This window comes from Gemmiger gallinarum (genome assembly GCF_014982805.1).
Taxonomy (GTDB): Bacteria; Bacillota; Clostridia; order Oscillospirales; family Ruminococcaceae; genus Gemmiger; species Gemmiger gallinarum.
On the sequence record NZ_JADCKC010000002.1, the window covers coordinates 151,410 to 174,592 of the forward strand.

24 protein-coding genes are annotated in these 23,183 nt (G+C 62.1%); 9 read left to right on the forward strand and 15 right to left on the reverse strand.

Features of this window, described 5'->3' with window-relative positions; translation table 11 throughout:
- The first annotated feature begins 12 nt into the window (after positions 1–12).
- The 3 genes from INF35_RS06335 (at position 13) to INF35_RS06345 (ending at position 2,421) form a co-directional block, all read left to right on the forward strand.
- On the forward strand, positions 13–597 hold the full coding sequence (locus INF35_RS06335) for a TVP38/TMEM64 family protein (RefSeq protein ID WP_235983150.1): 585 nt from the start codon (positions 13–15) through the stop codon (positions 595–597).
- Positions 598–638: 41 nt separating this feature from the next.
- Positions 639–1,646, forward strand: a complete 1,008-nt coding sequence (locus INF35_RS06340) for a glycosyltransferase family 4 protein (RefSeq protein ID WP_193500711.1) — start codon at positions 639–641, stop codon at positions 1,644–1,646.
- A gap of 118 nt (positions 1,647–1,764) precedes the next feature.
- Entirely contained in the window at positions 1,765–2,421 is a 657-nt protein-coding gene (locus INF35_RS06345; protein ID WP_193500712.1) for a DUF4830 domain-containing protein, read from the forward strand.
- A 236-nt stretch (positions 2,422–2,657) separates the two neighbouring features.
- Here the strand turns inward: INF35_RS06345 and INF35_RS06350 are convergent, their stop codons facing one another.
- Positions 2,658–3,986, reverse strand: a complete 1,329-nt coding sequence (locus tag INF35_RS06350; RefSeq protein WP_193500714.1) for a hypothetical protein — start codon at positions 3,984–3,986, stop codon at positions 2,658–2,660.
- 198 nt (positions 3,987–4,184) lie between these two features.
- Between INF35_RS06350 and INF35_RS06355 the strand changes: the two genes are divergently transcribed.
- Genes INF35_RS06355 through INF35_RS06365 form a run of 3 tightly spaced genes read left to right on the forward strand, consistent with a single transcriptional unit; the run spans position 4,185 to position 5,988 of the window.
- The gene (locus tag INF35_RS06355) at positions 4,185–4,679 is read left to right on the forward strand and encodes a phosphatase PAP2 family protein (RefSeq protein ID WP_193500716.1); all 495 of its coding nucleotides are present in this window, start codon (positions 4,185–4,187) and stop codon (positions 4,677–4,679) included.
- 30 nt (positions 4,680–4,709) lie between these two features.
- On the forward strand, positions 4,710–5,267 hold the full coding sequence (locus tag INF35_RS06360) for a TIGR01440 family protein (RefSeq protein WP_193500734.1): 558 nt from the start codon (positions 4,710–4,712) through the stop codon (positions 5,265–5,267).
- A 4-nt stretch (positions 5,268–5,271) separates the two neighbouring features.
- Entirely contained in the window at positions 5,272–5,988 is a 717-nt protein-coding gene (locus INF35_RS06365; protein WP_193500736.1) for a YggS family pyridoxal phosphate-dependent enzyme, read from the forward strand.
- A 90-nt stretch (positions 5,989–6,078) separates the two neighbouring features.
- On the opposite strand, the gene INF35_RS06370 is transcribed toward INF35_RS06365, so the two are convergent.
- The 3 genes from INF35_RS06370 to INF35_RS06380 all read right to left on the reverse strand — a co-directional run bounded on the left by INF35_RS06370 (position 6,079) and on the right by INF35_RS06380 (position 8,514).
- Positions 6,079–6,651, reverse strand: coding sequence for a pentapeptide repeat-containing protein (locus INF35_RS06370; protein ID WP_193500738.1), 573 nt, complete (start codon positions 6,649–6,651; stop codon positions 6,079–6,081).
- 27 nt (positions 6,652–6,678) lie between these two features.
- Complete coding sequence (locus INF35_RS06375) at positions 6,679–7,545, reverse strand: AAA family ATPase (protein ID WP_193500740.1); 867 nt, start codon at positions 7,543–7,545, stop codon at positions 6,679–6,681.
- Positions 7,546–7,659: 114 nt separating this feature from the next.
- On the reverse strand, positions 7,660–8,514 hold the full coding sequence (locus tag INF35_RS06380) for a glycerophosphodiester phosphodiesterase family protein (RefSeq protein ID WP_193500742.1): 855 nt from the start codon (positions 8,512–8,514) through the stop codon (positions 7,660–7,662).
- A 323-nt stretch (positions 8,515–8,837) separates the two neighbouring features.
- On the opposite strand from INF35_RS06380, the gene INF35_RS06385 reads away from it, so the two are divergent.
- From INF35_RS06385 to INF35_RS06395, 3 genes are all read left to right on the forward strand, one after another.
- Entirely contained in the window at positions 8,838–9,521 is a 684-nt protein-coding gene (locus INF35_RS06385) for a response regulator transcription factor (RefSeq protein WP_193500744.1), read from the forward strand.
- Positions 9,522–9,542: 21 nt separating this feature from the next.
- Complete coding sequence (locus tag INF35_RS06390) at positions 9,543–11,084, forward strand: sensor histidine kinase (RefSeq protein ID WP_235983151.1); 1,542 nt, start codon at positions 9,543–9,545, stop codon at positions 11,082–11,084.
- Between the two features lie 150 nt (positions 11,085–11,234).
- A complete protein-coding gene (locus INF35_RS06395; RefSeq protein WP_193500746.1) occupies positions 11,235–12,179 on the forward strand; it encodes a serine hydrolase in 945 nt (314 codons plus the stop codon).
- 84 nt (positions 12,180–12,263) lie between these two features.
- On the opposite strand, the gene INF35_RS06400 is transcribed toward INF35_RS06395, so the two are convergent.
- The 11 genes from INF35_RS06400 to INF35_RS06450 form a co-directional block, all read right to left on the reverse strand.
- Positions 12,264–12,737 (reverse strand): peptidylprolyl isomerase, encoded by a 474-nt coding sequence (locus INF35_RS06400; protein ID WP_193500748.1) that lies wholly within the window; start codon positions 12,735–12,737, stop codon positions 12,264–12,266.
- Positions 12,738–12,806: 69 nt separating this feature from the next.
- The gene (locus tag INF35_RS06405) at positions 12,807–13,895 is read right to left on the reverse strand and encodes a zinc dependent phospholipase C family protein (RefSeq protein ID WP_193500750.1); all 1,089 of its coding nucleotides are present in this window, start codon (positions 13,893–13,895) and stop codon (positions 12,807–12,809) included.
- Between the two features lie 375 nt (positions 13,896–14,270).
- Entirely contained in the window at positions 14,271–15,638 is a 1,368-nt protein-coding gene (locus INF35_RS06410; RefSeq protein WP_193500752.1) for an MFS transporter, read from the reverse strand.
- A 149-nt stretch (positions 15,639–15,787) separates the two neighbouring features.
- Positions 15,788–16,720, reverse strand: a complete 933-nt coding sequence (locus INF35_RS06415) for a hypothetical protein (RefSeq protein WP_193500754.1) — start codon at positions 16,718–16,720, stop codon at positions 15,788–15,790.
- A gap of 22 nt (positions 16,721–16,742) precedes the next feature.
- A complete protein-coding gene (locus INF35_RS06420) occupies positions 16,743–17,465 on the reverse strand; it encodes a hypothetical protein (RefSeq protein ID WP_193500756.1) in 723 nt (240 codons plus the stop codon).
- Between the two features lie 3 nt (positions 17,466–17,468).
- Positions 17,469–18,038 carry a hypothetical protein gene (locus tag INF35_RS06425; protein WP_193500758.1) on the reverse strand — a complete coding sequence of 190 codons (570 nt, stop codon included), beginning with the start codon at positions 18,036–18,038 and terminating at the stop codon, positions 17,469–17,471.
- Complete coding sequence (locus tag INF35_RS06430; protein WP_328740512.1) at positions 18,035–18,565, reverse strand: RNA polymerase sigma factor; 531 nt, start codon at positions 18,563–18,565, stop codon at positions 18,035–18,037. Before INF35_RS06430 ends, INF35_RS06425 begins: the two co-directional genes overlap by 4 nt.
- A 269-nt stretch (positions 18,566–18,834) precedes the next feature.
- Positions 18,835–19,590, reverse strand: coding sequence for an exodeoxyribonuclease III (locus INF35_RS06435; RefSeq protein WP_193500762.1), 756 nt, complete (start codon positions 19,588–19,590; stop codon positions 18,835–18,837).
- Positions 19,591–19,609: 19 nt separating this feature from the next.
- Positions 19,610–20,989: an MATE family efflux transporter gene (locus INF35_RS06440; RefSeq protein ID WP_193500764.1), complete on the reverse strand. Its 1,380-nt coding sequence runs from the start codon at positions 20,987–20,989 to the stop codon at positions 19,610–19,612.
- Positions 20,990–21,140: 151 nt separating this feature from the next.
- Complete coding sequence (locus INF35_RS06445; protein ID WP_193500766.1) at positions 21,141–22,445, reverse strand: ABC transporter permease; 1,305 nt, start codon at positions 22,443–22,445, stop codon at positions 21,141–21,143.
- Positions 22,432–23,181 (reverse strand): ABC transporter ATP-binding protein, encoded by a 750-nt coding sequence (locus INF35_RS06450; RefSeq protein WP_193500768.1) that lies wholly within the window; start codon positions 23,179–23,181, stop codon positions 22,432–22,434. The genes INF35_RS06445 and INF35_RS06450 overlap by 14 nt, the downstream gene beginning before the upstream one ends.
- Between the last annotated feature and the right edge of the window lie 2 nt (positions 23,182–23,183).

Sequence of the window (23,183 nt, forward strand, 5' to 3'; positions counted from 1 at the left end):
ATGGCAAAAAGTATGTCAATGAAATGGATGCAGCTTCTCTCGATCGCAGGGCTGATCGCCTGCGTGGTGCTGAGCATCTGGTTCTGGCAGCAGGGGCTTCTCAGCTCCCAGGAACGGCTGCGCAGCTTTGTGGACGGCTTCGGGGCCGCCGGGGCTGCGGTGTTCATTCTGTTCCAGGCGGTGCAGGTGGTGGTACCCATTCTGCCGGGCGGGCTGGGATGCCTGGCCGGAGTCATTCTCTTCGGCCCCTGGTACGGCTTTCTCTACAACTATATCGGCATCTGCGCGGGCAGCCTGGCGGCTTTCGCCATCGCCCGCAACTGCGGACGGCCGCTGCTCTACCGGATGTTTCCCCGAAAGATGATCGACCGCTACGACCGCTGGACCAACGAGCGCGGCCGCTTTGCCCGGTGGTTTGCCTTTCTCATCTTTATCCCCGTGGCGCCGGACGACTACCTCTGCTTCCTGGCCGGCACCACCGAGATCTCCTGGCGGCTGTATACCGCCATTATTCTGCTGTGCAAGCCCTTTGCCATTGCCATGTACAGCCTGGGCCTCACCGTGCTGTTCCAGCAGGTGCTGGGCCTGTGGCGCTGATGCATCACACCTTGTCCTGACCGGATGGGAGGTTTTATCCAATGCGGGTACATCTGTATAACGGTTCTCTCGGGCTGGTCCGCCGCAGTGGCGTGGGCCAGGCCTTCTATCACCAGAAAGCCATGCTGGAACAGGCCGGCGTGGCCGTCACCGAGTCCTGGGACGCCCACGCCGACGCCGTGCACATCAACACGGTGCTGCCCGACGCGGTGTTCGCCGCCCTGCGCGCCCGGATGCGGGGGGAGACTGTCGTCTACTACGGCCATTCCACCATGCAGGATTTCCGGGACTCCTTTGTGGGGTCCAACCTGCTGGCCCCGCTGTTCGGGCGGTGGATCCGCTTCTGCTATGATCTGGGGGACTTCATCATCACCCCCACCCCCTACTCTCAGCAAATCCTTGAAAGCTATCACCTGAAAAAGCCGGTGTGCGTCCTCTCCAACGGGGTGGACACCGATTTCTTCGCCCCCGACCCGGCCCGGCGGGAGCACTTCCGCCGGGAGCATCAGCTGGCCGACGATCAGCCGGTGGTGGTGAGTGTGGGCCATTACTTTGAGCGCAAGGGCATTCTGGATTACATCGAGCTGGCCCGGGCCATGCCGGAGGTCTGCTTTTTCTGGTTCGGCTACACCGAGCCCGCCCTGACCCCCGCCCACATCCGGGAGGCCATGGCCGTCGCCCCGGGTAACCTGCACTTTGCGGGCTATGTGGACCAGGCCGCCCTGCGGGAAGCCTACTGCGGCGCCGACGCCTTTGTCTTTTGCAGCCACGAGGAGACCGAGGGCATTGTGGTGTTGGAAGCCCTGGCCTGCGGCGTGCCAGTGGTGGTGCGGGACATTCCCGTCTACGAGGGCTGGCTGTCCGACGGCCGGGAGGTGCTCAAGCGCCACGACGTGGCCGGGTTCCGGGCCGCTATCGGGGATATTCTGGGCGGGGCATGGCCCGATCTGGCCAAAAACGGCCGGGCCGCCGCCTGTGCCCGCAACATGAAAGCCCTGGGCCAGCGCCTGTGTGACCTCTACCGCACCCAGGGCAAACGCCCCGCCTGAAAAAACAGGCATACCCGCCCCCGCCCCGGCATACAGATAGGGTGACAAGAGCGGCGGCAGGCCTCGGCGCATCCGGCACGGGGCGGCGCGCCGCCGTATCACCAAGGGGGCGGCACCTATGTTTCTGTTTACCATGACAAAGCCCGGTCTGCGGCAGGCCGGGGCGCTGGCGCTGTGCGCCGTCTGCCTGACCGGCGCCATTGCGGCGGCGGTACATTTTTCAGGCGAGACGGTGCCGACGGGGGCAGCGGCCGAGTCCGGCATCGAGACGACGCAGGATATTGCCGAGTTTTTCACCGGCCACGGGTTTGAGGTCGATCTGGCCAGCGCCGCGGTGGATAAGGTCAAGATCCCCAAAAAGTGGGACGACAGCTTCACCGCCTTTGACCAAGTGGTGGGCGAGAGCGGCATGAGCCTGGCCGACTACAAGGGCAAGACGGTGGAAAAGTGGACGGTCCTCTGCCCCGCTTTGTCCGACGGGGAGACCGGCTGCTACTGTGTGCTTCTGGTCTACAAGGCCCAGGCCATCGGGGCCTATCTGCTGGAGAAGCCCTCCGGCGAGGTGAGCGGGCTGATCTCCGCCGCCCAGACCATGGCGGAGAGTGAGGCGGCCTCCGACACCGAGGTAGCCGCCGTCACCGACGAGGAGAGCACCGAAGTCAGCGCCGATACCTCCGATGACGCCCAGGAAGCCAATGGGGAGGTGCCTCCCGTGGAGGCCGACACTGAGGTCAGCGCCGATGCCGCCGATGCGGGCATCTGGCCCACCGAGTAACCGCATTTTCTGCCCGGTAGAGGGCAAGGGACAGACCTGCCCTCAGGGAGTTTTGCTTTCCGCAGGCAGGGCGAGCATTTTTCCATTGCCTTGCCTTTTCCGCGGCCCGCCGGTTGTTTCGGATGTTTTCAGAAAATTTTAAGCATCGTTTGTCCGGCGGTGCTGCACAAAAATCCCCGCGCTTTTCCCTTCCCAGGAGGAAAAGCGCGGGGATATTTTTGCTGTGTGAGGGAAAGTTATTCCCGTTCCGGCGGGGCCTCCTCCAGCCCCGGCCAGCGGGAGGGCGCCAGGGCGAACACCGCCCCGCAGAAAAGCAATGCCGTGGGGTTGGTGGTGAGGTGGAAGCTCTGGCACTCCATATAAGCATAGACCAGCATGACGGTGAGGCAGAGCAGCTCGGGGATGCGGCGGGTGCGGGCCAGCCCCCACATGGCCACAGCGAACAGCACCCCGATGATGAGGGCCATGACGGGGCCGAACTGATACAAGGCAAAGGCGAAGGAGTTATCCAGCGGCGGCCAGTCGTCCAGCACCTGACCGGCGATCTTGATGTCCAAAAGGTAATAGGCGCTCCAGGTCAGGGAAAGGCGGTTGGTGAGCAGGCCGTCGATCTTTGCCAGCCAGGCGGGGCCGAAGTCGCTGTTCCAGGGGCCGATCTTGACCAGGGGCAGGGGCAGCAGAAAGCTCACCGCCGCCACCAGCGGCACCAGAGACGCCGCAACTTTGGTCAGATGCCGCCCCCCAAACAGGCGGGGAAAGACCTTGTAGACGGCCAGCAGTACCGCCAGCAGCAAAGCAGACAGCGCCGCGCTGCGGGAGGCAGGTCCCACCCATAGGAAAACGCCCAGGGCTCCCACCACGGCCACATCCAGCCAGCGGACCTTTTTGGCCCGCAGCATGGCATAGGCCATGGTCAGACCAAAGACCAGCCCGCCGAAGGTGTTGGGGTGGCCGTAGCCGAAGGTGCCGCGGTACTCCCCCACCCGCTCGCTGACGAGATCAGGGGCGACGATGCCCGCAAAATGCAGGGCCACCACCAGGCCCACTGCCGCCGTGCCTGCGATAAGGTAGGCCCGCAGCGGCTTTTTCAGGGCCACGCCCTTGGCGGCCAGCACCGCTACCACCAGGCCGATCCACCAGATGTTATGGCAGTTGAAGTAGACCCACCGGGCAATGAAGTAGAGGCATCCCGCCACCCCCAGCGACCGCCAGGTATACCGGGTTCCCAGCAAAATCTTGACGCCGAAGCAGAGAAAGGCCGTCCAGTCCAGAATGGGCGCCAGCGTGCCCTGGACCCAGGCCCAGTTTTCCCGCGCCATGCTGTTGCAGAAGCAGACGCTGACCTCATAGGCGGCAAGGCCGATGGCAAAGAGCCATTCCCCAGCCCGCTGCCGCCACGGGGCGCCCCATTGGCCGAAGAGATAGTGTTCCTTCCGCCAGAGACCGGACACCGCGGCTTTTGCCCGGGCAAAACCACGGCCAGGCGCCTGTTTCAGGGCAGTGACCATATCAAAAACGGCGGCCAGAAACAGTGCCGCCAGCAATGCGTTGGCAAATTCAAACAAGGTCTGCCGACCCTCCCTTCCTGTCTGCGGGGAATCGCTGCACACAGTGTTGCCGTGCGCACCTCTATTATAAGCAAAGGGGGCCTTTGGCGCAAGCCGCCCGGTTTGACAAGGGGGCCTGCCGGTGTTATCCTTACAGGTAGAACGGGCGGGGCAGAGCGTACCCCGCCTCATCACAACAACCGGGAGGATACCGACTTGACTGCTGCGCGTTACCGGGCAATGCTGGACTGGCTTCGGGCCCGCCCCGCTCTATGCCGTCTGATCCGTTTTGTGGCGCAGGGGTCGGTGGTCTGCATCTATGTATTATACACCGGGCTGCTGGGCTGGCTGGCCTGGAACCGTGATGTTCGTTTCTGGCGGGTACTCCTTGTGACCTGTGCGGTGTTTGTGGCCGGCACAGCGCTGCGTGCCGCCATCAACCGGCCCCGGCCCTATGAGACGCTGGGTGCTCCCCCGCTGTTTCCCAAGGATACGGTGGGCAAAAGCATGCCCAGCCGGCACTCCTTCAGCGCGGCGGTGATCGCGGCGGCGGCATGGGCCGTCTGGCCGCCTCTGGGCGCGGCGGGCGCTGTATTTGCACTTCTCATCGCCCTGACCCGGGTGCTGTCCGGGGTCCACTACCCCAGCGATGTGCTGGTGGGGCTGGCCTTCGGCGGGCTGGCCGGGCTGGCAGGAATGTATCTGTTCTGATGTTTTTTGCAGGAAAGGAAGCGGTACCGCATGGACAATGAAACCTTGTTAACCATCACACGTCAGTCCCGCCAGGCCGTGGAGGAACTGCTCAACGCCGCCCATCTCAAATCCGGCGACATTTTCGTCATCGGCTGTTCCAGCAGCGAGATCGTGGGCGGTCACATCGGCAAGGACAGCAGCATGGAGGCCGCCAGGGCCGTTCTGGACGGGGTGCTGCCCACCCTGCGGGCCCGGGGCGTCTATCTGGCCGCCCAGTGCTGCGAGCACCTCAACCGGGCCATCGTCATTGAGCGGGAGGCCGCCGACCGCTACGGCTACGAGGAGGTCAACGCCGTGCCTCAGCCCCATGCTGGGGGCAGCTGGGCCACCAACTGCTGGCAGACCTTCCGGGAGCCGGTGCTGGTGGAGGAAGTCCGCGCCGGTGCCGGCATCGACATCGGCGGCACCCTCATCGGCATGCATCTGCGCCGGGTGGCGGTGCCTGTCCGCCTCAGCTTTGACCACATCGGCCAGGCACACATTCTGTGCGCCCGCTGCCGTCCCAAGTATATCGGCGGTGCCCGTGCCGTCTACCAGGAGATGTAACGCAATGACTACCAGGGAACAAATGGCCGCCGCGGTGGCCGAGATCCGCACCCGCATGGCCGACGCCGCCCGCTCTGCCGGACGCCGGCCCGGGGATGTGCTGCTGTGCGCCGCCTGCAAGACCCGCACCGTGGAGGAAGTGAAGGACAGCGCCACGCTGGACATTGACCTCTTTGGGGAGAACCACGTCCAGGAGCTGGTGGAAAAGACCGACGCCGGGGCCTATCTGGGCAAGCCGGGGCATTTCATCGGCCACCTGCAGACCAACAAGGTCAACAAGGTGGTGGGCCGGGCCGCCATGATCGAGAGCGTGGACAGCCTGCGCCTGATGGACAAGATCGAGGCCGCCGCCCAGCGCCTGGACCTGGTGCAGGACATCCTCATCGAGATCAACATCGGGGATGAGGCCAGCAAGAGCGGCGTCTCCCCCGAGGCACTGTGGGAGCTCACCGACGCCGCCGAGGCCTGCGGGCATCTTCGGCTGCGGGGCCTCATGGCCATTCCCCCGGCCGACGCCACCGAGGACGAGACCCGTGCCTTCTTTGCCCGGATGCGGGAGCTGCTGGAACAGACCCGCACCCGCGGCTACGCCCGCGCTCAGCTGGACACCCTGTCCATGGGCATGAGCGGGGACTATGAGGCCGCCATCCGGGAAGGTGCCACCATCGTGCGCATCGGCACCGCCATATACGGCGCCCGGGATTACAGCCACAAGGCATAACCCAACCACAGACCATAAAAACAGCCGCCCCGGCAGAGGAGAATTTTCTCCCGCCGGGGCGGCCTTTTTGTATACTGTTGGAAAGCCCGCTTACTCAATGCGGATGCCGGTGCCGTCCAGCAGGCGCACCACGTCGGGGAAGGAAAACCTTGCCCCTTTGAGAGTGTTCACCGCGGGGTCGATGGCATAGCCTTCGGCGTCCCGGAAGTCGGCCTTTTCCAGGGCGCAGCGGGTGAACTGGCTTTCTCCCAGCCGCACGCCCCGGAAATTGGCCCCCGCCAGCTTGCAGTTGTCAAAGCGGCAGTCCCGGAACTCGCTGCCCGAAAAGTCGAATCCCGTGAGGGCCATACCTGAGAAGTCGTTATACTGAAACATGCAGTTTTTCACCGCGGCCAGAGGCTGGGCCAGGGCGCTCTTGCCCCGCAGGCCGCCCCAGGCGATCCCCCGGAAAGCGCAGTCTTCCAGCCGGGCGTCGGTCATCCGGGTAAAGGAGAACACCACCCCCGACCACTGGCACTTGCGGAAGGTACACCCCGTAAAGCTGCAGTTCTCAATGCGCAGGCCCTGCCAGCGGCAGCCCTCAAAGATGCAGTCGATGTAGTCCTCCCCCCTGAGCAGCTGCTCTGCCGGGAGCTCGGTGATGGTCTCATTCTGATGGCGCAAAGGGGCGCCCTCCTTTTCTGTGAACTGTCATTCGTCGTGGGAAAAGTCCCCGGCGTGGTCGGCAAAGAATTGCTGATAGACCCGCACGTTTTCCAGCTCGGTCCAGGGACGGGGCCGGGGCGGGTCGGCGTCCAGGTCGTAGATCCTGGCGCCCCGCATGGCCAGCAGAAAGGGCGAGTGGGTGGCGATGACGAACTGGCAGCCGTAGAACCGGGCCGATTCCAGCAAAAAATCCGCCAGCTCCAGCTGCCGCGCCGGAGAGAGGCTGTTTTCCGGCTCGTCCAGAAGATACAGGGCGTCGCAGGTGATCTTCCGGGTGAAATAGAGAAAGGCGCTCTCCCCGTTGGAACGGGTGCGCACATTATCCATCAGCCTGCCCCGCACAAACCGGGACTGGCTTTCCCGCCGGGCGGCGTTGATGGTTTTGAGGCGCTCGTAGTCCTCCAGAGATTCCAGCTTGAAGTCGGCGTACTTGGCATCCAGATACTGGCCGAACAGCTCCTCCCGCTTGCGGTCGATGCCGTCGTTCAGGCTGCGCAGGTCCAGCATCCAGGCAAAAACGTCGTCGCTGGTGATGATGCGGCTGCCTTTGGGCGGGCAGGCGTCATCCGCGCTGCACAGGCGCAGGTAGTCGGGGAAAAAGCCGGTTTTGTTGAAGGGGGCGTCCCGTTCCAGTTCCAGCTTTTCCGCCATGACGTTGAGGGCGGTGCTCTTGCCTGAGCCGTTGCCGCCATACAGGATGGTCACCGGTTCAAGCTCCAGCTGGTGCAGTCCCCGGGGCGCCAGCACCTGAAAGGGATAGTAACTGTCGTAGCAGGTGCGGCGCAGGCCGGCAAAAAAACGCCATTCGGCATCGGCATCGGGAAACCGGAACCGGGAAAGGTAGGTTTTCATGGTCCGGTTGTCCTCCTTGGGCATAATTTCCACCCGTTTTTTCGGGCAGGGATTCTTGACAGGGGCGGACGCCCCGCCTTACTATTAGTTTGAAGCGCTGCCGGCATCGGCGGCTCAGCGGCTGCCGTAGTGGGGCGCCGGAGCATACCACTGGAAGATGACCGCGTCATAGCCCGCTTCCAGCTTGGCGGTGTCGTATTCCGGCAGGGCGGTCCAGTTGACCATCATGGCCCCCAGAGCCGCATTGAGCCGGATGACCCAGTTGCGGGGCGCGGGACACCAGGCAATGAAGTCCGGCCGTCCCAGGAAGTTGCCCAGGCAGTGGGACATCACAAAGGCGGGAAGCGCCTTGGCCCCGCTGGAGCGGAAGCCTTTGCTACAGTCGGCCAGCTGGCCCCGCAGCACCCCGGGGGCGAACTTGCGCACTCGCTGCACAATGCGGGGGTCAAAGCTTTCGATGCACCAGGGACCGTCATAGCCGTCCAGCGCATCCAGAACGGCATGGCAGAGGGCGTTGAGATAGTCGCCCTTGTACTCCGCCCGGCTCTTGATCTCCACGATCAGCGGCACCCGGCCGCCCACCGTGCGCAGCACGTCGGCAAAGAGGGGCGGGTGGTATTGGGTGCCTGCCAGAGACATAGACGAGACCTGCTCCCAGGAAAAGTCCCGCACCCAGCCGTGCGTGCCGGTCATCCGGTCCAGGGTATCGTCGTGAAAGACGATGAGTTTGCGGTCACCGGTGAACTGCACATCCAGCTCAATGCCGTATCCGGCGGAAACTGCCGCCTCAAAGGCAGGAAGGCTGTTTTCCGGGATGGACTGGTCCGGGGTGAAAAGCCCCCGATGGGCATAGTTGCGCCCCGCAAAAGGCTGGCGCAGCGCCCTGCGGCCAAAGGCCGGGCAGACAAGAAACAGCGTCAGCAGGCAAAATACCGCCGCCAGAATCAACAGCATCCAGACGATCCACATGGACTTTCTCTGCCTCCTTCATCCCGTTTGCCATAATCCTCTATTATTTTTATTTTAGCGCAAAGCCGGGCTGCTGGCAACCACGCCGCCGCTCTGTCACATAGATGAAAATTGTGAAAAGTTTTCAGAAACATTTCACAAAACGGCCATACCTGACCGCTAATATAGTAGCATGAACACTTGGGGGAGAGTTTGTTCGATCCCATTTTTTCGCGGTTTGACCGAAGCAAAGCGCTCCGGCCTTTGCCCCGGGGACAGGCCCGGTGCGGCTGCGGAGTTCCGGTTGCAGCCTTGTGTGTTTCTTCCCGTAAGGAGGGGTTTTTATGGCAAAGATACTGATTGTGGACGACGAACCTCGGATTCGCGATCTGATCCGGGAACATCTGCAGCATGCCGGCTTTACCTGCCTGGAGGCGGGCGATGGTACCGCGGCACTCTCCACCCTTGCGGGGGAGAGTGTGGATCTGGTGATCCTGGACATCATGATGCCCTTCATGGACGGCATGACCTGCCTGCGGGAAATGCGTACCCGCAAAATCATGACCCCTGTCATCATGCTCACCGCCCGCAGCGAGGAATACGACAAGCTGGCCGGGCTGGAAAGCGGTGCCGATGACTATGTGGTCAAGCCTTTCTCCCCCCGGGAACTGGTGGCCCGGGTCAAGGCAGTGCTTTCCCGCACCATGCCCAAGACCGAGGATACCGGCTCGGTATACAGCTTCGGCGACCTGTGCATCGACACTGCCAGCCACACCGTCCGGGTAGAAGGGCAGGAAGCCTCGCTGACGCCCAAAGAGTTCGATCTTCTGGTCTTTCTGGTCAGCAACAAGGGCATTGCCCTCTCCCGGGAGAAGATCCTCCAGAAAGTCTGGAACTACGACTACTACGGCGAGGACCGCACAGTAGATACCCATATCAAAATGCTGCGCAGCCATCTGGGCAAATGCCGCAGCTATATTGTGACCGTGTGGGGCATCGGGTATAAGTTCGACCCTGATACCCTGTAACGGCCGGGAGGCGTATTTTCCTTGAATCTGCCACGACTGAAACCCCGGCAGCCCCAGACCCCCCGCCAGGGCAACATTTTGCTGGGCGTACAGGGGCAGCTGATCGTATTTTTGGGCGGCATCACTCTGGTGACGCTCTTGCTGGTGTGGGTGCTTATCACCTATTTTCTGCAGCCGCAGTACAACCGCACCATCCGCACCAATCTGGAGACCCGCCTGCAGGATATCACCGCCCGCATCGACGCAGCAGACGCCCCCCTCATCTCCCGGGATCTGTGGCACGTCATTCCCAATACCGATTTTTTCCAGGACCTGGCAGATGCCATCGAAAGTGGTGACCTCAATCTTGCCAACTGCTGCGTCGACATCAGCGACCACACCTACCGAAACATCGTCTACATTGAAAGCCTCTACCCCTGCGTCCTCCACGAAAGCATGGGCAGCCTGAGCGGCTCGGTGGACACCACCAGCGACACCCCCCTGGCCATCCAGCTGCGCAAGGAGGTATTCAGCAAAGGGGAGCTTTACGAGATTGTGGAGTCGGGCAGCAACCGCCAGATGGTGGTGGGCGGCCTCTCCTCCGACGGCAGCTACGCCATTATTGTGTCGGCCAGTGTCGCCCAGATCGAGACGGCCGCCGGGGTTTTGGGCAAGATGCTGCCCCCCATCGGCCTGGCCATTCTGGCTCTGGACATTCTGTTTGCCATTTTCTTCAGCCGGTGGTTCACCGCCCCCGTGCGCAAACTGTCTGAGGGCGCCCGGGAAATGGCCGACGGCAACTATGACGTTCACGTGGATGTCCGCCGCCGGGACGAGCTGGGCCTGCTGGCACTGGAATTCAACCGCATGGCCTCGGAGGTCAAGCGCTCGGCCCAGCTGGAACGGGACATCCTGGCCAACGTCAGCCACGACCTGCGCACCCCCCTCACCCTCATCAAGGGCTACGCCGAGACGGTGCGGGACATCACCGGCAACAACGCCGACCAGCGCACCGAACAGTGCAACATCATCGTGGACGAGACCGACCGTCTGTCCGGGCTGGTCAACAGCGTCATGGAGCTGAGCAAGGTGTCCAGCGGCGCCGAAAAGCCCAATCTGGTCACCTTCGACATGAGCCAGCTCTGCTTTGAGGTAGCGGGCCGTTACGACGCCGTCTGCGACCAGAACGGCTGGACTCTCCAGCTGGAGGCCGACCATGAGTGCATCGTCCAGGCCGACCCCGGCATGATGGAACGGGTGCTGCACAATCTTTTGGGCAACGCCACCCATCACATGGGTCCCGACGGCGTTTTTATCCTGCGCTGCATCCCCACCGCCGACGGCACCTGCCGGGTGGAGGTCCAGGACCACGGTCCCGGCATCCTGCCGGAGGACCTGCCCCATGTCTTTGACCGGTACTATCGCTCCCGCAAGGACCAGGGCAAGGTGGGCTCGGGCCTCGGCCTTTCCATCACCAAGGCCATTTTGCAGCAGCACGGCTTCTCCTTCGGTGTCAGCAGTACCCCCGGCCACGGCGCCACCTTCTGGTTTGAAATGCGGGATACCCGGCCTACAGCCTCCTGAACCGTCCGGCCCGGTTTATCCCCGTCATTTGTATCACTCACAGCCCGGGTGCTCCCTTGCCAAACAACGGCTTCGTCTTCCCTTCCCTGTTGGACGATCCCCCTTTTGGCCATCGGCCCCAGCCTGCGAAAGAAAGGCTGGAAACAGCATATGTCAAAACTGCCCCTTGCGTCCGCCCTCTGCGCCCTGTCGCTGCTGGCGGGCTGCTATGCACAACCTTCCGAAGAAACTGCCGCCATTCTGGATGCGGTGAGCAGCGTCTCCGCCGAAGAGACCGACGGGGAGGATTCCTCCACCCCGGAGACCTCCTCCGTCGCCCCCACCCCCACGCCGGAGTCCCTCATGACCGAGGAGGAGGCCCTCACCGCCCTGAATACTTATCTGGACGGGCTGGACGGCCTTGTCTCGGTGAGCTGCGTGCGCATCTCAGACGGCTATACCTTTGAGTACAATGCCGACTGCGAATACTATGCCGCCAGCCTGCTCAAGGCGCCCTATGCCCTCTGGCTGGCCGAACGGGCCGACGCCGGGGAGGTGGACCTGTCCACTGTGGTGCCCGCCCAGAACAGTTCCCCCTCCCGCACCGCCATGGAGGCCATGATCAGCATGATCTCCCTGAGCGACAACGACGCCGCCACCCAGCTCTACCGCATCTGGCCCGCCTACACCGAGAGCGATTTCTCCCAGTTCCTGCTGGACATGGGGGTGGACCGCCCCCTCAACGCCCTCAGCGATGAGACCAACATTCAGGGGGTCTTCACCTCCCGGGACTGCGCCAATATTCTGCTGGCGCTGTGGGACTACTTTGAGAGCGACGCCCCCAACGCGGCGGCCCTGAAGCAGGCCTTCCTCGATGCCGACCATCCCATGCTGGAGAGCGACTATCCCATGGCCAAAAAGTACGGCAGCTGGGAGTACGTCCTCCACGACATCGCCATCGTCTACGCCGACGAGCCCTACTGCATCGCCGTGCTCAGCGACTGGGGCAACGACAGCGAGGACTTTCCCGAGCCGGGTGCCAGCCGGATCACTGAGATCGGCAATTTGGCCGCCGACCTGATGACCTATGCCCCCATGCAGGACGTTGCCGCCTGACCACCCGTAACATTAATTACAAAAAGCCGCCGCAGGCTCCTTTCACAGAGTCTGCGGCGGCTTTTGCTGCATCAGATGGAAAAATCAGTCCACCACGCGGATGCTCTCGATGACCACGGGCTTGGTGGGCTTGTCGTTCCAGTCGGTGGGCACGTTGGCGATCTCGTCCACCACCTCAATGCCGGAGACCACATGGCCGAAGGCCGCATAGTCACCGTCCAGATGGGGGGCGTCGGCGTGCATGATGAAGAACTGGCTGCCCGCCGAGTTGGGGTCCATGGCGCGGGCCATGCTGATGACGCCGCGGGTGTGCTTGATGGGGTTGTTGACGCCGTTGCGGGCGAACTCACCCTTGATGTGCCAGCCGGGGCCGCCGGTGCCGTTGCCCAGAGGGCAGCCGCCCTGGATCATGAAGCCGGGGATGACGCGATGGAAGGTCAGACCGTCATAGAACTTCTGGTTGACCAGCTTGAGGAAGTTTTCGCAGGTGATGGGAGCCGACTTGGGGTCCAGCTCCAGGTCGATGGTCTTGCCGTTCTGCATGGTGATGCGTACCATAGGTGTTCTCCTTTTTTGTGTGATACCGTTTGTCTATCTTACCCGTCACGCCGGTGGCGGACGCGGGTTTCATTGCTGCGGGCTGTCCTGGCCGGGTTGCCAGTCGGTCTGTTCCGCCTCCTGGGCCTCCCGGGCTGTCTCGGCAGGGCTGTCGGGCTGTTCCGTCTGCGCCGGTTGGGATACGGACGTGTCGGGTTCCGGCTGAGGCGCGGCGGCCTCCGCTGCTCTCCTGGCCGCTTCCTCTGCCTGGAGGCGGGCGGCCAGGGCGGGGTCGCTCTGGGGTGTGGGGCGGCCCTCGGTGTAGCTCATGCTGCCCAGCAGGCCGAAGAACTCCTCCCCGGTGATGCCCCGCATCCAGTATTCCAGCGCCCCGGCCATAAAGATGCCGCTGCGCTTTTCCGCCTCCCGCAGCAGGGCAAAGGCGTTGCCCCTGCGCTGCTCCCCGGTAAAGGGGTCGGTCCACTGGTCGGGCAGGTCCTTGACCAGATGCCGCGGGGAGACATGCCCCGTGATAAAGCCCCTGCCGCCGAACATGGGTTCCACCAGGGTGAACAGCGCCTTCTTTACGCCGTAGCGGGAGGGAAAAATGCTGCGCAGGCGATAGATGTCCTCAAAGGCATCGGCCAGGTACTCGATGGGGATGTCCAGGCCGTAGGCGTCGGACAGGCAGTGGGCCAGCAGAGTGGTCACGTCGGCCAGCTCCTCCCCGTGCATGCGGGGGCTGGTGTCCTCCGCCGGGACAGTGGCGCTGCCGGTGTCCTCGGCGTGGAGGGTGGAGTCCAGAGCGATCTCAAAATAGCCGTGGCCGCCCGGCCCCGCGTAGGGCATGCCGGGCTGGCAGAGGGCACAGACATAGGGATGCATGACCGTGTCGGTGCCGTAATGGGCAAGAAAGCCCAGAGCGTACTCCACCTGGGGCCGGGTGGAGACCCGTTTGACCAGGCTTTGCAGAAAGGCGCCGGTATTTTCCTCATGCATGCGGTTGCCCAGGCCGGGCAGATCGTAGCGGCGCTTGGCCGCGGATTTCCATACCTCAAAGCAGAACAGGGAATCCGGGCCGTTGGCACCGGCAGCAAAAGCTGCCGGGTACTGAATCCGATAATGAACCCCTTTTGCCGCGCGGTGTGCCGTGCGCACATGGGTATATCCTTCGGGCATTTTGGTTCCGTCCTTTTGGTGTCGTTGGGGCGGCGGGAGACTCTCCTGCCGCACAAAAAGCCGCGTCCGGCGCAGTCACCGGGACGCGGCTGAAACATCGGTGGATTGCCGTGTCGCTCCCCTATTTTACACGAAACGGGGCAAAGATGCAAACCCGGCCCCGCCGGGAAATTCCGGAAGGAAAGCGTGAGTGACATAAGAAAACGAAGGTTCTGCAAGAACTGCTCTGCATCGCAAAATCGCTGCAAGGCGGCAGATGCAAGGCAGAGGGCCGTAGCGCTCCTTGGTGGAACGCAAGGCCCGATCACGCAGCAGATGCCGCCTTGCAGGCAGAATTTTGCGGCTTTGTTTTCTTATGGAACCGCGCAGAAAGCCTCACAGCTTTTTGCCGCTCTGTTTCAGGTACTTGGGAAGCAGGAAGAAGTAGAGTCCGCCGCCCAGTGCCACAATGATGAGGATGGACAGGATGCCGTAGGGGCTGGATGCCGCATTGATGGCATCCACCTGCTCGGCGGTGGCGGTGGCGGCGGTCAGGCCCTGGCTGGTCAGCATGCTGTTGGCCACCGTGGCGCTGACAATGCCCACCAGGGTGGGGCCGATGATGGAGCTGAACTTGCCGAAGATGTCAAAGAAGCCGAAGAACTCACCGCTGCGCTCCTTGTCGGGGATGAGCTTGCCGAACATGCTGCGGGACAAAGCCTGGATGCCGCCCTGGCTGGTGGCGCACAGCACGGCCAGCACCCAGAACTGCCAGAGACTGCGCAGGAAGAAGCCGAAGACGCAGATGAACATATAGACGCAGATGCCCACGCCCACCATGGTCCGGGCGCCGAATTTGGCGCTGAGCTTCATATACAGCAGGCAGAAGGGCAGGCCCAGCACCTGCACCAGAAGCAGCGCCAGCAGCATGCCGGTGGAATCCAGACCCAGGTTGGTGCCGTAGGTGGTGGACATGCTGATGACGGTATGGACGCCGTCAATGTAGAAGAAATAGGCAATGATGTAGATGAGCATGGGCTTGTTGCGGCCGATCTCCTTCACAGTAGAGACAACGCCCCGGATATTGCGGCCCACGTCCCCCTTCTCGTAGGGTTTGCCGCCCTTTTGCTGGCAGTTTTTGAGCAGGGGCAGGCTGAACACCAGCCACCACACTGCCGTAAAGGCAAAGATGAAGGACAGGCAGATCAGCATGTCGATGCCCACCAGATTCATGACCAGGAAGATCACCAGAGGAATGGTGGAGCCGCCGATGTAGCCCAGACCGTACCCCAGGGTGGAGACCCGGTCCATGCGGTCCTCGGTGGTGATGTCGGTGAGGAAGGCGTCGTAATAGATGCAGGAGGCGTCAAAGCCGATGGTGCTCAGGATGTACAAAGCCAGAATGAACATGGCCACCCGGCCCGCCGCATCGGTGGAGGAGGTGAAGTCCATGAGCGGGGTGAAGGCCAGGCCCGCCACCGACAGGACACCCAGCCCCAGAAAGATGCCGAACAGCTTTTTGCGCATGCCGCGAATATCGCCGAACACCCCCAGGAAGGGCGCCGACAAGGCAACGATGGCCATGGCGATGCTGGTGGCATAGCCCCAGGTGCTCATGCTGGAGACGCTGTCCGCCGTGCATTCGGCCACCGAGTCAAAGAAAATGGGCAGGATGGTGACGATGATGACCGAGTGGGCGCTGTTGGCCCAGTCGTACATCATCCAGCTGATTTCCTGCTTGGTATAGCCTTTCAATAACCCCATACTGTTTTCCTCCTGACAAGAAGATACTAAAATATATTGTATCATCCCCCACAGGCAAAAACAATGCGGCGCACCCGAAAAACAACGGATGCGCCGCAAAATTTGTGTAAAATGCCCGTATGGTTTTTATGGGGTTCCCACAGGAGGCATTACGCGCTCTCGGTGGCCGTGGCTTCCTCCAAAGAGGAAGAGGTTCCGTCGGTTCCGGCGCTCTCGCCGGTGGCGGGGAAAAGCTCTCCCACTTCCTGGCCGTACTGCTCCAGGTATTCCTGCAGATCGGCCTGTCCGTCAAAGCAGTCGCCGGCGTACCAGATGTCCTCATCCACATCCATGGCCAGTTCTTCCGCCGTCCGGTCCAAACCCCACTTGCTGCCAATGGAAAGATAGTAGCTCCGGGACAGATCCGGCATCTTGCCGTTTTCCCAGAAAGTATCAAAGGTGTAGCCGGTAAAAGGCAGGCCCGCCGCTTCCGCTGCGTCGATGATGCGCCGGCAGTCCTGAGCAAAGGCCAGGGCGGTGGAATAGGTGTTTTCAAAGGTCACATAGACATCGGCATCGTCGTCGGCAGTGATGGCCGTGTCCGACGATTCCTCGGAGGAGATGGGCCGGTGCAGCGTCACGTTGACGCTCAGGTCCCGGATGATGCCCGTGGAGGAAAGCGCGTCATATGCCTGCTGTTCCAGCTCGGTTTTCAGCCGGTGCTCGGTATACTCATGGGTGGGGCCGTAGCCGTCGATGAGGGCGCTGACCACGTTGGACCCGGCCGCCGCCACCAGCAGCACAAAACAGACGAACATGCTGAGAAAATCGTACTTGATGTTCACATCCGGCCGGGCGGAGTAGACCAGCACCTCGATGCCCAAAATGATGAGGATCACCGGCGAAAACTTGAGTACCGACAGAACGTCAAAGCCCGGTACAAAGACCCGGATGAGCAACAGCACACCCACCACGATGAGGGTGAGGGCAAAGGCCACCGTGCCTACCCGGCGAACCCGTTTGGGACGGTATTCCGGCGGCTGAGGCGCGCCGTGCCCGGCCTGCGTCGTACGGGACGAGGCCTGATTGGTGTTTTGTTCCATTTTTCAGTTCCTCCCTGTCAGATCAGCAGCTGCCGTTGCTGCCGTCGGTGTGGGTTTCCGGCTGTTCCGGTGCAGAGGGCTGCTGCCCGAATGCGTCGGGACGAGGTCCGTCGGTGGGATGGACCCCTGCCCGAGGCCAGCGGGGTGCGCTGCCGGCGCCCAGGTTTTCGTCCGGCATGCCGGAGAAGCCGGGGACATCCTGATCGGGAGGCATGCCGTGGGGGTCCCAGTCATTGCCGGGGTAGGGAGGAAAATCATCCGGAGGCAGATAGCCGCCGCGGCTGCGCTTGCCGCCCAGCAGCCAGAAGCCGCCTGCAATCAGCAGGGCCGCCACCACGACGGTGGGGACCATGTTGACAAAGTACCAGGAGAACAGGTTGTAGAGAATGGGTTCAATGATGGAGCTGTACAGCGCCCATGCGCCCAGACCGATGAGAATCCAGCCGATCACCCGGTTGCCGGCAGGAAATACGCTGCGCAGCGAGCCCAGGTTGTCAAACAGCAGCAGTTCGTCGGGCTTGGGATCACCGGAGGTCATGCGGCGGATCAGGTCATAGGTGTCGAAAAAGCTGTACATCCAGATGATCGGGCAGATGACCACCAGCGGCCCGATGATGGCCCCCAGCCCCACACCGATGCAAAACAGCGTGATGAGGGACAGTCCCCGCTTCATATATCCGTAGTACATCTGCCCCGCGCCGGGAATACAGGCAAAGCAGAAGGTCAAAAATCCGTTTTTCTTCATGGTTTACTCCCCCTTGGCGGATTTCTGCCCGCCGTCGTTGGTGTCATTGGTATTGCGGCCGGGCTCTGCCAGCTGGGCCAGCCCGCTCTGTGCATACGCCTGCAGATCGTTCAGCAGGTCGTCGATGGTTTTGCTGACAGTACCGAACATTTCCTTGATGCCCAGGCTGATGCTGAACCGGGGTCCTTCGGCCAGGCGCTGGGCCTGACTCTGGGCCCTGCCCTCCGAGAGGTTGAAGGCTCCGAACTGCCACAGAGCAAAGGCCAGGATCACCGCCGCCGCCACCGAGATATACCGGTTGGTCATGACCCGGATGGAGCGCATGCGCATGAGATTCTGCACCTGCGGGATCAGGTCGTTGGCCGGGGCAAGAAGCTTTTCGGGCATGGCTTCCAGCCAGTTGGTATAGCGGCTGAGGCAGGCATCGCAGAAGCTCAGATGTTCAGCAGCCTCCAGGCTGCCCAGCTCATCCAGCGTTCCGTTTTGCATCGCATCCAGTCCGCCGCCGGTCAGATGTCCGCTGCGGTCAAAGAGTTTTTCATTGTCAAAGGGTACGAGAGAATTCTGCATCATGTCTGCCTCCTTTCCTCAATTTGTTTGCGAAGGATCACTTTTGCCCGGAAAATCTGGTTCTGCACCGTCTTTTCCGGCCTGCCCAGAGCCTGGGCGATCACCGGGACGGGTTTGTGTTCCAGCAGGTACATGGTCGCCACGCTGCCGTAGGGCTCCCGCAGGGTGCGGATCATCTGCTGCAGCTGCTCGGTCTCATCCCGGATGATGATCGCCTCCTCCGGGCTGCGGGCCTCACCGGGGGGTGCGCCCCGGGGTTCCGGCAGCTGATCCCCCTCCTGCCCCTGCACCCGGCGCACCCAGGCGCTTTTGAGATGGTCCTTGCACTTGTTGGTGGCCACCCGCACCAGCCACTGTTTGTAGTAGTTGGGGTCGCACCGGTCAATGTAGCTGTACGCCGAGAGAAAGGTATCCTGTGTCAGATCCTCAGCAGTATGGGGGTCATGTACAAACTGATAACATACGGTATAAATCAATCTCTGATACTGGCGCATCAGATTGGCAAATTCCTCGTTGCTCAGCCGGCACACCCCCCTCTGCGTGATATCGGGCCCTTGGAAGGGCCCTCCGCAGCGGCGCCTTCTGACCATACTACGAACGGGCTCGGCAGGATTTTGCATCCGGGTCCGTTTTTTTCGCATTTTTTTTGAGAAACATTCTTTCCGCCCGCCGGGATGCCGATTCCGGCAGGTAAAGCACTGGGGAAAGGTCTCAAATTTTCAAATCCGTATGGAAACAAAACCGGCCGTCAGTCGGATGCGGGGAGCATCCGGCGTCGGGCCGGTGTGACTGCACTGTATCAAAGGTCGATGTCCAGAAGCACCGGGCAGTGGTCGGAGCCGTAGATGTCCGGCAGGATGGAAGCCTCCCGGATGCGGTCGGCCACCCGGCTGGACACGATGAAATAGTCGATTCGCCATCCGGCGTTCCTCTCACGGGCCTTGAACCGCATGCTCCACCAGCTGTAGGCTCCGGTGACATCGGGATGCAGATAGCGGAAGCTGTCGGTGAATCCGGCGGCCAGCAGCTCGGTCATCTTGCCCCGCTCCTGGTCGGAGAAGCCCGCCGCTCCCCGGTTGGGGCCGGGGTTCTTCAGATCGATCTCCTGATGGGCCACGTTCAGGTCCCCGCAGAGGACCACCGGCTTTTTGGCGTCCAGCCCCAGCAGGTAGGCACGCAGGTCATCCTCCCACCGCATGCGGTAGTCGATGCGGGCCAGGCCCTCCTGGGCGTTGGGGACGTAGACGTTGACCAGGTAAAAGCCGGGATATTCCAGCGTGATGGCCCGGCCCTCGTGGCTGTGCTCCTCCACGCCGATGCCGTAGCTCACCGACAGAGGCTGGGTCTTGCTCCACACCGCCGTGCCGGAATAGCCCTTCTTCTCCGCCGAATAGATGTACTCGGTGTAACCTTCCGGGGCAAAATCCGCCTGGCCCGGCTGCATCTTGGTCTCCTGAATGCAGAAGGCATCCGCATCCAGTTGGGTGAAGGCCTGGGCAAAGCCTTTTTTCAGGCAGGCGCGCAGACCGTTGACGTTCCAGCTGATGAGTTTCATAAAACAAATTCCTCTCCCGTCACGCCTTTGCTGCACTTTGGGCAGGCACGGCGCGGCGTTTCCATTTTCCGCTGACAAAGCGGATGACAAAGCAAAGTACTCGGCAGACCCAGTCCACCACCATGGCGATCCAGACGCCCACCGCACCCCACTGCATGTTGACACACAGAATGTAGGAGAAGCCCAGCCGCCAGATGGCCATGGACAGAATGGAGGTCATCATGGTAAAGCGGACGTCGTTGGCGGCACGCAGGGCGTTGGGCAGCACAAAGGCCGCCGGCCACAGAAGGATGCCGCAGCCGCAGTGGATGAGGATCAGGATGCGGGACAGTTCCGCCGTCTCGGGCGAAAGGGTATACATACGCAGAAGCAGGGGCAGCGCCAGAATGACCGCGGCGTTGGCCAGGCCCTGGACGATGTAATCCCACAGCATAAGTTTTTTGGTGTAGTAAATAGCCTGGGAAGGACTGCCGGCGCCGATGCATCGGCCCACCACCGAGATCATGGCCAGTCCCATGGCCTGACCCACGATGCAGCCCACACTGTCCAGATTGTTGGCCACAGCGTTGGCCGAGATGTGCACCGTGCCGAAGAGCGAGATCATGCTGACCACCAGCACCCGGCCCAGCTGAAAAAGGCTGTTCTCCATGGCCGAGGGGATGCCGATGTACAGAATGTTGCGGGCCATATCCGGCCGGAAGCGGCGAACGCCCTCCCAGGTCACCCGGGCGGGGTTGTCGTGCCGGGTGGTCATGCGCAGAATCAGCACCGCGCCGATCATACGGGAGACCAGGGTAGGCACAGCCACACCGGCCACGCCCATGTGCAGCACAAAGACGCAGAGGGCATTGCCGCAGACATTGATAATGTTCATCAGGACGCTGACCCGCATGGACACGGCACTGTTGCCCACCGAGCGGAAAATGGCCGCGCCGGCGTTGTACAATGCCAGAAACGGATAGGACAGCCCTGTGATGAAGAAATAGGTCAAGGCGGCGCTCATAACATCGTCGTCGATCTGGCCGAAGAACAGCCGCAGCAGCCCATGGGAAAAGGCAAGACAGAAAGCCATGACAGCCAGGCCCAGCAGGGCGCTGAGGGTGACCAGCTGACCGGCGCTGCGGCAGGCCTCGTCCCGGCGGCGGGCGCCCAGAAACTGGCTGGTCACCACGGCGCCGCCGGTGGCCAGGGCTGCAAAGATGTTGAAGATCAGGTTGTTGATCATATCCACCAGAGAAACGCCCGAGATGGCTGCCTCGCCCACACTGGAAACCATGACGGTATCCGCCATGCCCACCAGCACCGACAGCGCCTGCTCAATAATCAGCGGCCACAGCAGCCGCAGCAATTTTTGATTGGTAAACAGTTTTTCTTCTTCGACTTCCACAGTTTGTTCCATATACGTTCCAGATCCATCTTCCTTCGGGCCGAGCCCGATAACAACAGTATATCATCCGTTTGGACCCGCCGCAACCGGGCTTTGGACACAAAAGCGCCGGGCGAAACAGACAGACGTTTCGCCCGGCGGACAGATTTTGATGCGGTTTCTCTCACTCGTAGCGCAAAGCCTCGATGGGGTCCATCTTGGCCGCCTTGCTGGCAGGATAGTAGCCGAAAAACAGCCCGATGGCCATGCTGAAGCCCACCGCGATCAAGATGGCGGAAACGCTGGGCCGGGCCGCAAAGCCCACGGCCGAAGCCATGGCCGCTCCCAGAGAAATGCCCAGGGAAACGCCGATGATGCCGCCGATAAGGCACAGCACCATGGACTCGGTGATGAACTGCAGGCGGATGGCCGAACTGGGCGCGCCCAGAGCCTTGCGGGTGCCGATCTCCCGGGTGCGCTCGGTGACCGAGACGGTCATGATGTTCATGACGCCGATGCCGCCCACCAGCAGCGAGATAGCTGCAATGGCCGAGATGCCCAGGCTGAGGGTGTCCAGAATGCTGGTCATTTCCTCAATGAGGGAGGAAAGGCTGGTGGCTTCCACCGTCCATGTATCGTTGCGGGTGTAGTAGGACGCAAAGAAGGAACCGGTGGTGGAGACAAATTCGGTCATGTCCACGCCGTCCGCCACCACCACGGTAAAGCTCTGGTAGCCGTCCGACGAGGAGGTGATGGCCCGGGCCGTGTCCATGGGGATATAGACCGTGGTCTGGATGCTGTCGTCGTCGATGCTGCCGAACATGTAGCTGCTGCTGTCGTCGTACTCATACACCCCCGCCACATAGAAGGTGTAGGGCATTCCGTTGATGGTCAGGGTGACGCTGCGGCCCACCGCCTCGGCGTCGGAGCAGCCCATGGTCTGCTCCACGAACTTGCTGGAAACGTTGCAGATGCGGCGGTCGCCGTCCCCGTCGTTGAGCCAGCGGCCGGTCAGGAGCGGGGTGTCGTCGGCAATGCCGTCCAGCACAGCGCGGTTGGCGCCGCTGACGCTGGCGGTGATGGTGGTGTCGGCATCGCCGTATTTTTGCAGGGTGGCCTGTCCCACCGACACCGTCTTTTGGATGGCAGACACCTTGTCGGGGAAGGCTGCCTGATATTCCTCGATCATTTCGTCGGTCATCAGGTCCTCGTCCGAGGGGGTGGAGTCCATGAACCAGCGCAGGGTAACGTCCATGGCGGTGGTTCCCATCTCGTCGTCGCTGCTTTTCTGGGTCAGGCTGACGGTGATGTTATTGACGCCCATGCCGCTCATGGAATCGGTGACGGCGCCGGTCATGCTGCCGCCGATGGTCTCGATGGCAATGACCGCCGCAATACCGATGATGATGCCCAGCATGGTGAGCAGGCTGCGCATCTTGTTGCCCCGCAGGCTGGCCAGGGCCAGGGAGATGTTTTCAAAGAATCCCACGCCGGCCACTCCCCTTTCTCTCCGCCACGATCCGGCCGTCCAGCAGGGTCAGGACCCGCTGGCATTCCTCGGCCAGATTCTGGTTGTGGGTGATGAGCACCACCGTCTTGTGGTATTTTTCGTTCATCTCATGGAACAGGTCCATGACCACCCGGCTGGTCTGGCTGTCCAGAGCGCCGGTGGGTTCGTCGGCCAGAATGATGGCCGGGTCGTTGACCATGGCCCGGGCAATGGCCACACGCTGCTTCTGGCCGCCGGACAGCTCATTGGGCTGGTGGCGCATCCGCTCCCCCATACCCACCCGGCGCAGCCACTCGGTGGCTCGGCGGGTGCGCTCGGCACCGGGGACCCCGGCATAGAGCATGGGCAGTTCCACGTTTTTCAGGGCAGTCTGCCGGGCGATGAGGTTGTAGGTCTGAAAGACAAAGCCGATCTGCCGGTTGCGGATGGCGGCCAGCTCATTGTCGGGGGCGGCATGGATGTCCACCCCGTTGAGGGTATAACTGCCGGAGGTGGGCTTGTCCAATACCCCGATGATGTTCATGAGGGTGGATTTGCCTGAGCCGGACTCACCCACAATGGCCACAAATTCCCCTTCCCAGACCTTGAGGTCGATGCCGTGGAGAATCTCCAGCTCATTGGGCTTGCCGATGTAAAAGCTCTTGCGGATGCCCCGCATGTCGATGAGCAGCCGCCGTTTGGGCTGCCGGGCAGGGGCGGAGTTGGTGTATTCCATGC

Coding starts and splice junctions, on each gene's coding strand:
- INF35_RS06335 (WP_235983150.1), top strand. CDS start 13: ATGTCAATGAAATGGATGCAGCTTCTCTCGATCGCAGGGCTGATCGCC.
- INF35_RS06340 (WP_193500711.1), top strand. CDS start 639: ATGCGGGTACATCTGTATAACGGTTCTCTCGGGCTGGTCCGCCGCAGT.
- INF35_RS06345 (WP_193500712.1), top strand. CDS start 1,765: ATGTTTCTGTTTACCATGACAAAGCCCGGTCTGCGGCAGGCCGGGGCG.
- INF35_RS06360 (WP_193500734.1), top strand. CDS start 4,710: ATGGACAATGAAACCTTGTTAACCATCACACGTCAGTCCCGCCAGGCC.
- INF35_RS06365 (WP_193500736.1), top strand. CDS start 5,272: ATGACTACCAGGGAACAAATGGCCGCCGCGGTGGCCGAGATCCGCACC.
- INF35_RS06375 (WP_193500740.1), bottom strand. CDS start 7,545: ATGAAAACCTACCTTTCCCGGTTCCGGTTTCCCGATGCCGATGCCGAA.
- INF35_RS06380 (WP_193500742.1), bottom strand. CDS start 8,514: ATGTGGATCGTCTGGATGCTGTTGATTCTGGCGGCGGTATTTTGCCTG.
- INF35_RS06385 (WP_193500744.1), top strand. CDS start 8,838: ATGGCAAAGATACTGATTGTGGACGACGAACCTCGGATTCGCGATCTG.
- INF35_RS06395 (WP_193500746.1), top strand. CDS start 11,235: ATGTCAAAACTGCCCCTTGCGTCCGCCCTCTGCGCCCTGTCGCTGCTG.
- INF35_RS06400 (WP_193500748.1), bottom strand. CDS start 12,737: ATGGTACGCATCACCATGCAGAACGGCAAGACCATCGACCTGGAGCTG.
- INF35_RS06405 (WP_193500750.1), bottom strand. CDS start 13,895: ATGCCCGAAGGATATACCCATGTGCGCACGGCACACCGCGCGGCAAAA.
- INF35_RS06410 (WP_193500752.1), bottom strand. CDS start 15,638: ATGGGGTTATTGAAAGGCTATACCAAGCAGGAAATCAGCTGGATGATG.
- INF35_RS06415 (WP_193500754.1), bottom strand. CDS start 16,720: ATGGAACAAAACACCAATCAGGCCTCGTCCCGTACGACGCAGGCCGGG.
- INF35_RS06420 (WP_193500756.1), bottom strand. CDS start 17,465: ATGAAGAAAAACGGATTTTTGACCTTCTGCTTTGCCTGTATTCCCGGC.
- INF35_RS06425 (WP_193500758.1), bottom strand. CDS start 18,038: ATGATGCAGAATTCTCTCGTACCCTTTGACAATGAAAAACTCTTTGAC.
- INF35_RS06435 (WP_193500762.1), bottom strand. CDS start 19,590: ATGAAACTCATCAGCTGGAACGTCAACGGTCTGCGCGCCTGCCTGAAA.
- INF35_RS06440 (WP_193500764.1), bottom strand. CDS start 20,989: ATGGAACAAACTGTGGAAGTCGAAGAAGAAAAACTGTTTACCAATCAA.
- INF35_RS06450 (WP_193500768.1), bottom strand. CDS start 23,181: ATGGAATACACCAACTCCGCCCCTGCCCGGCAGCCCAAACGGCGGCTG.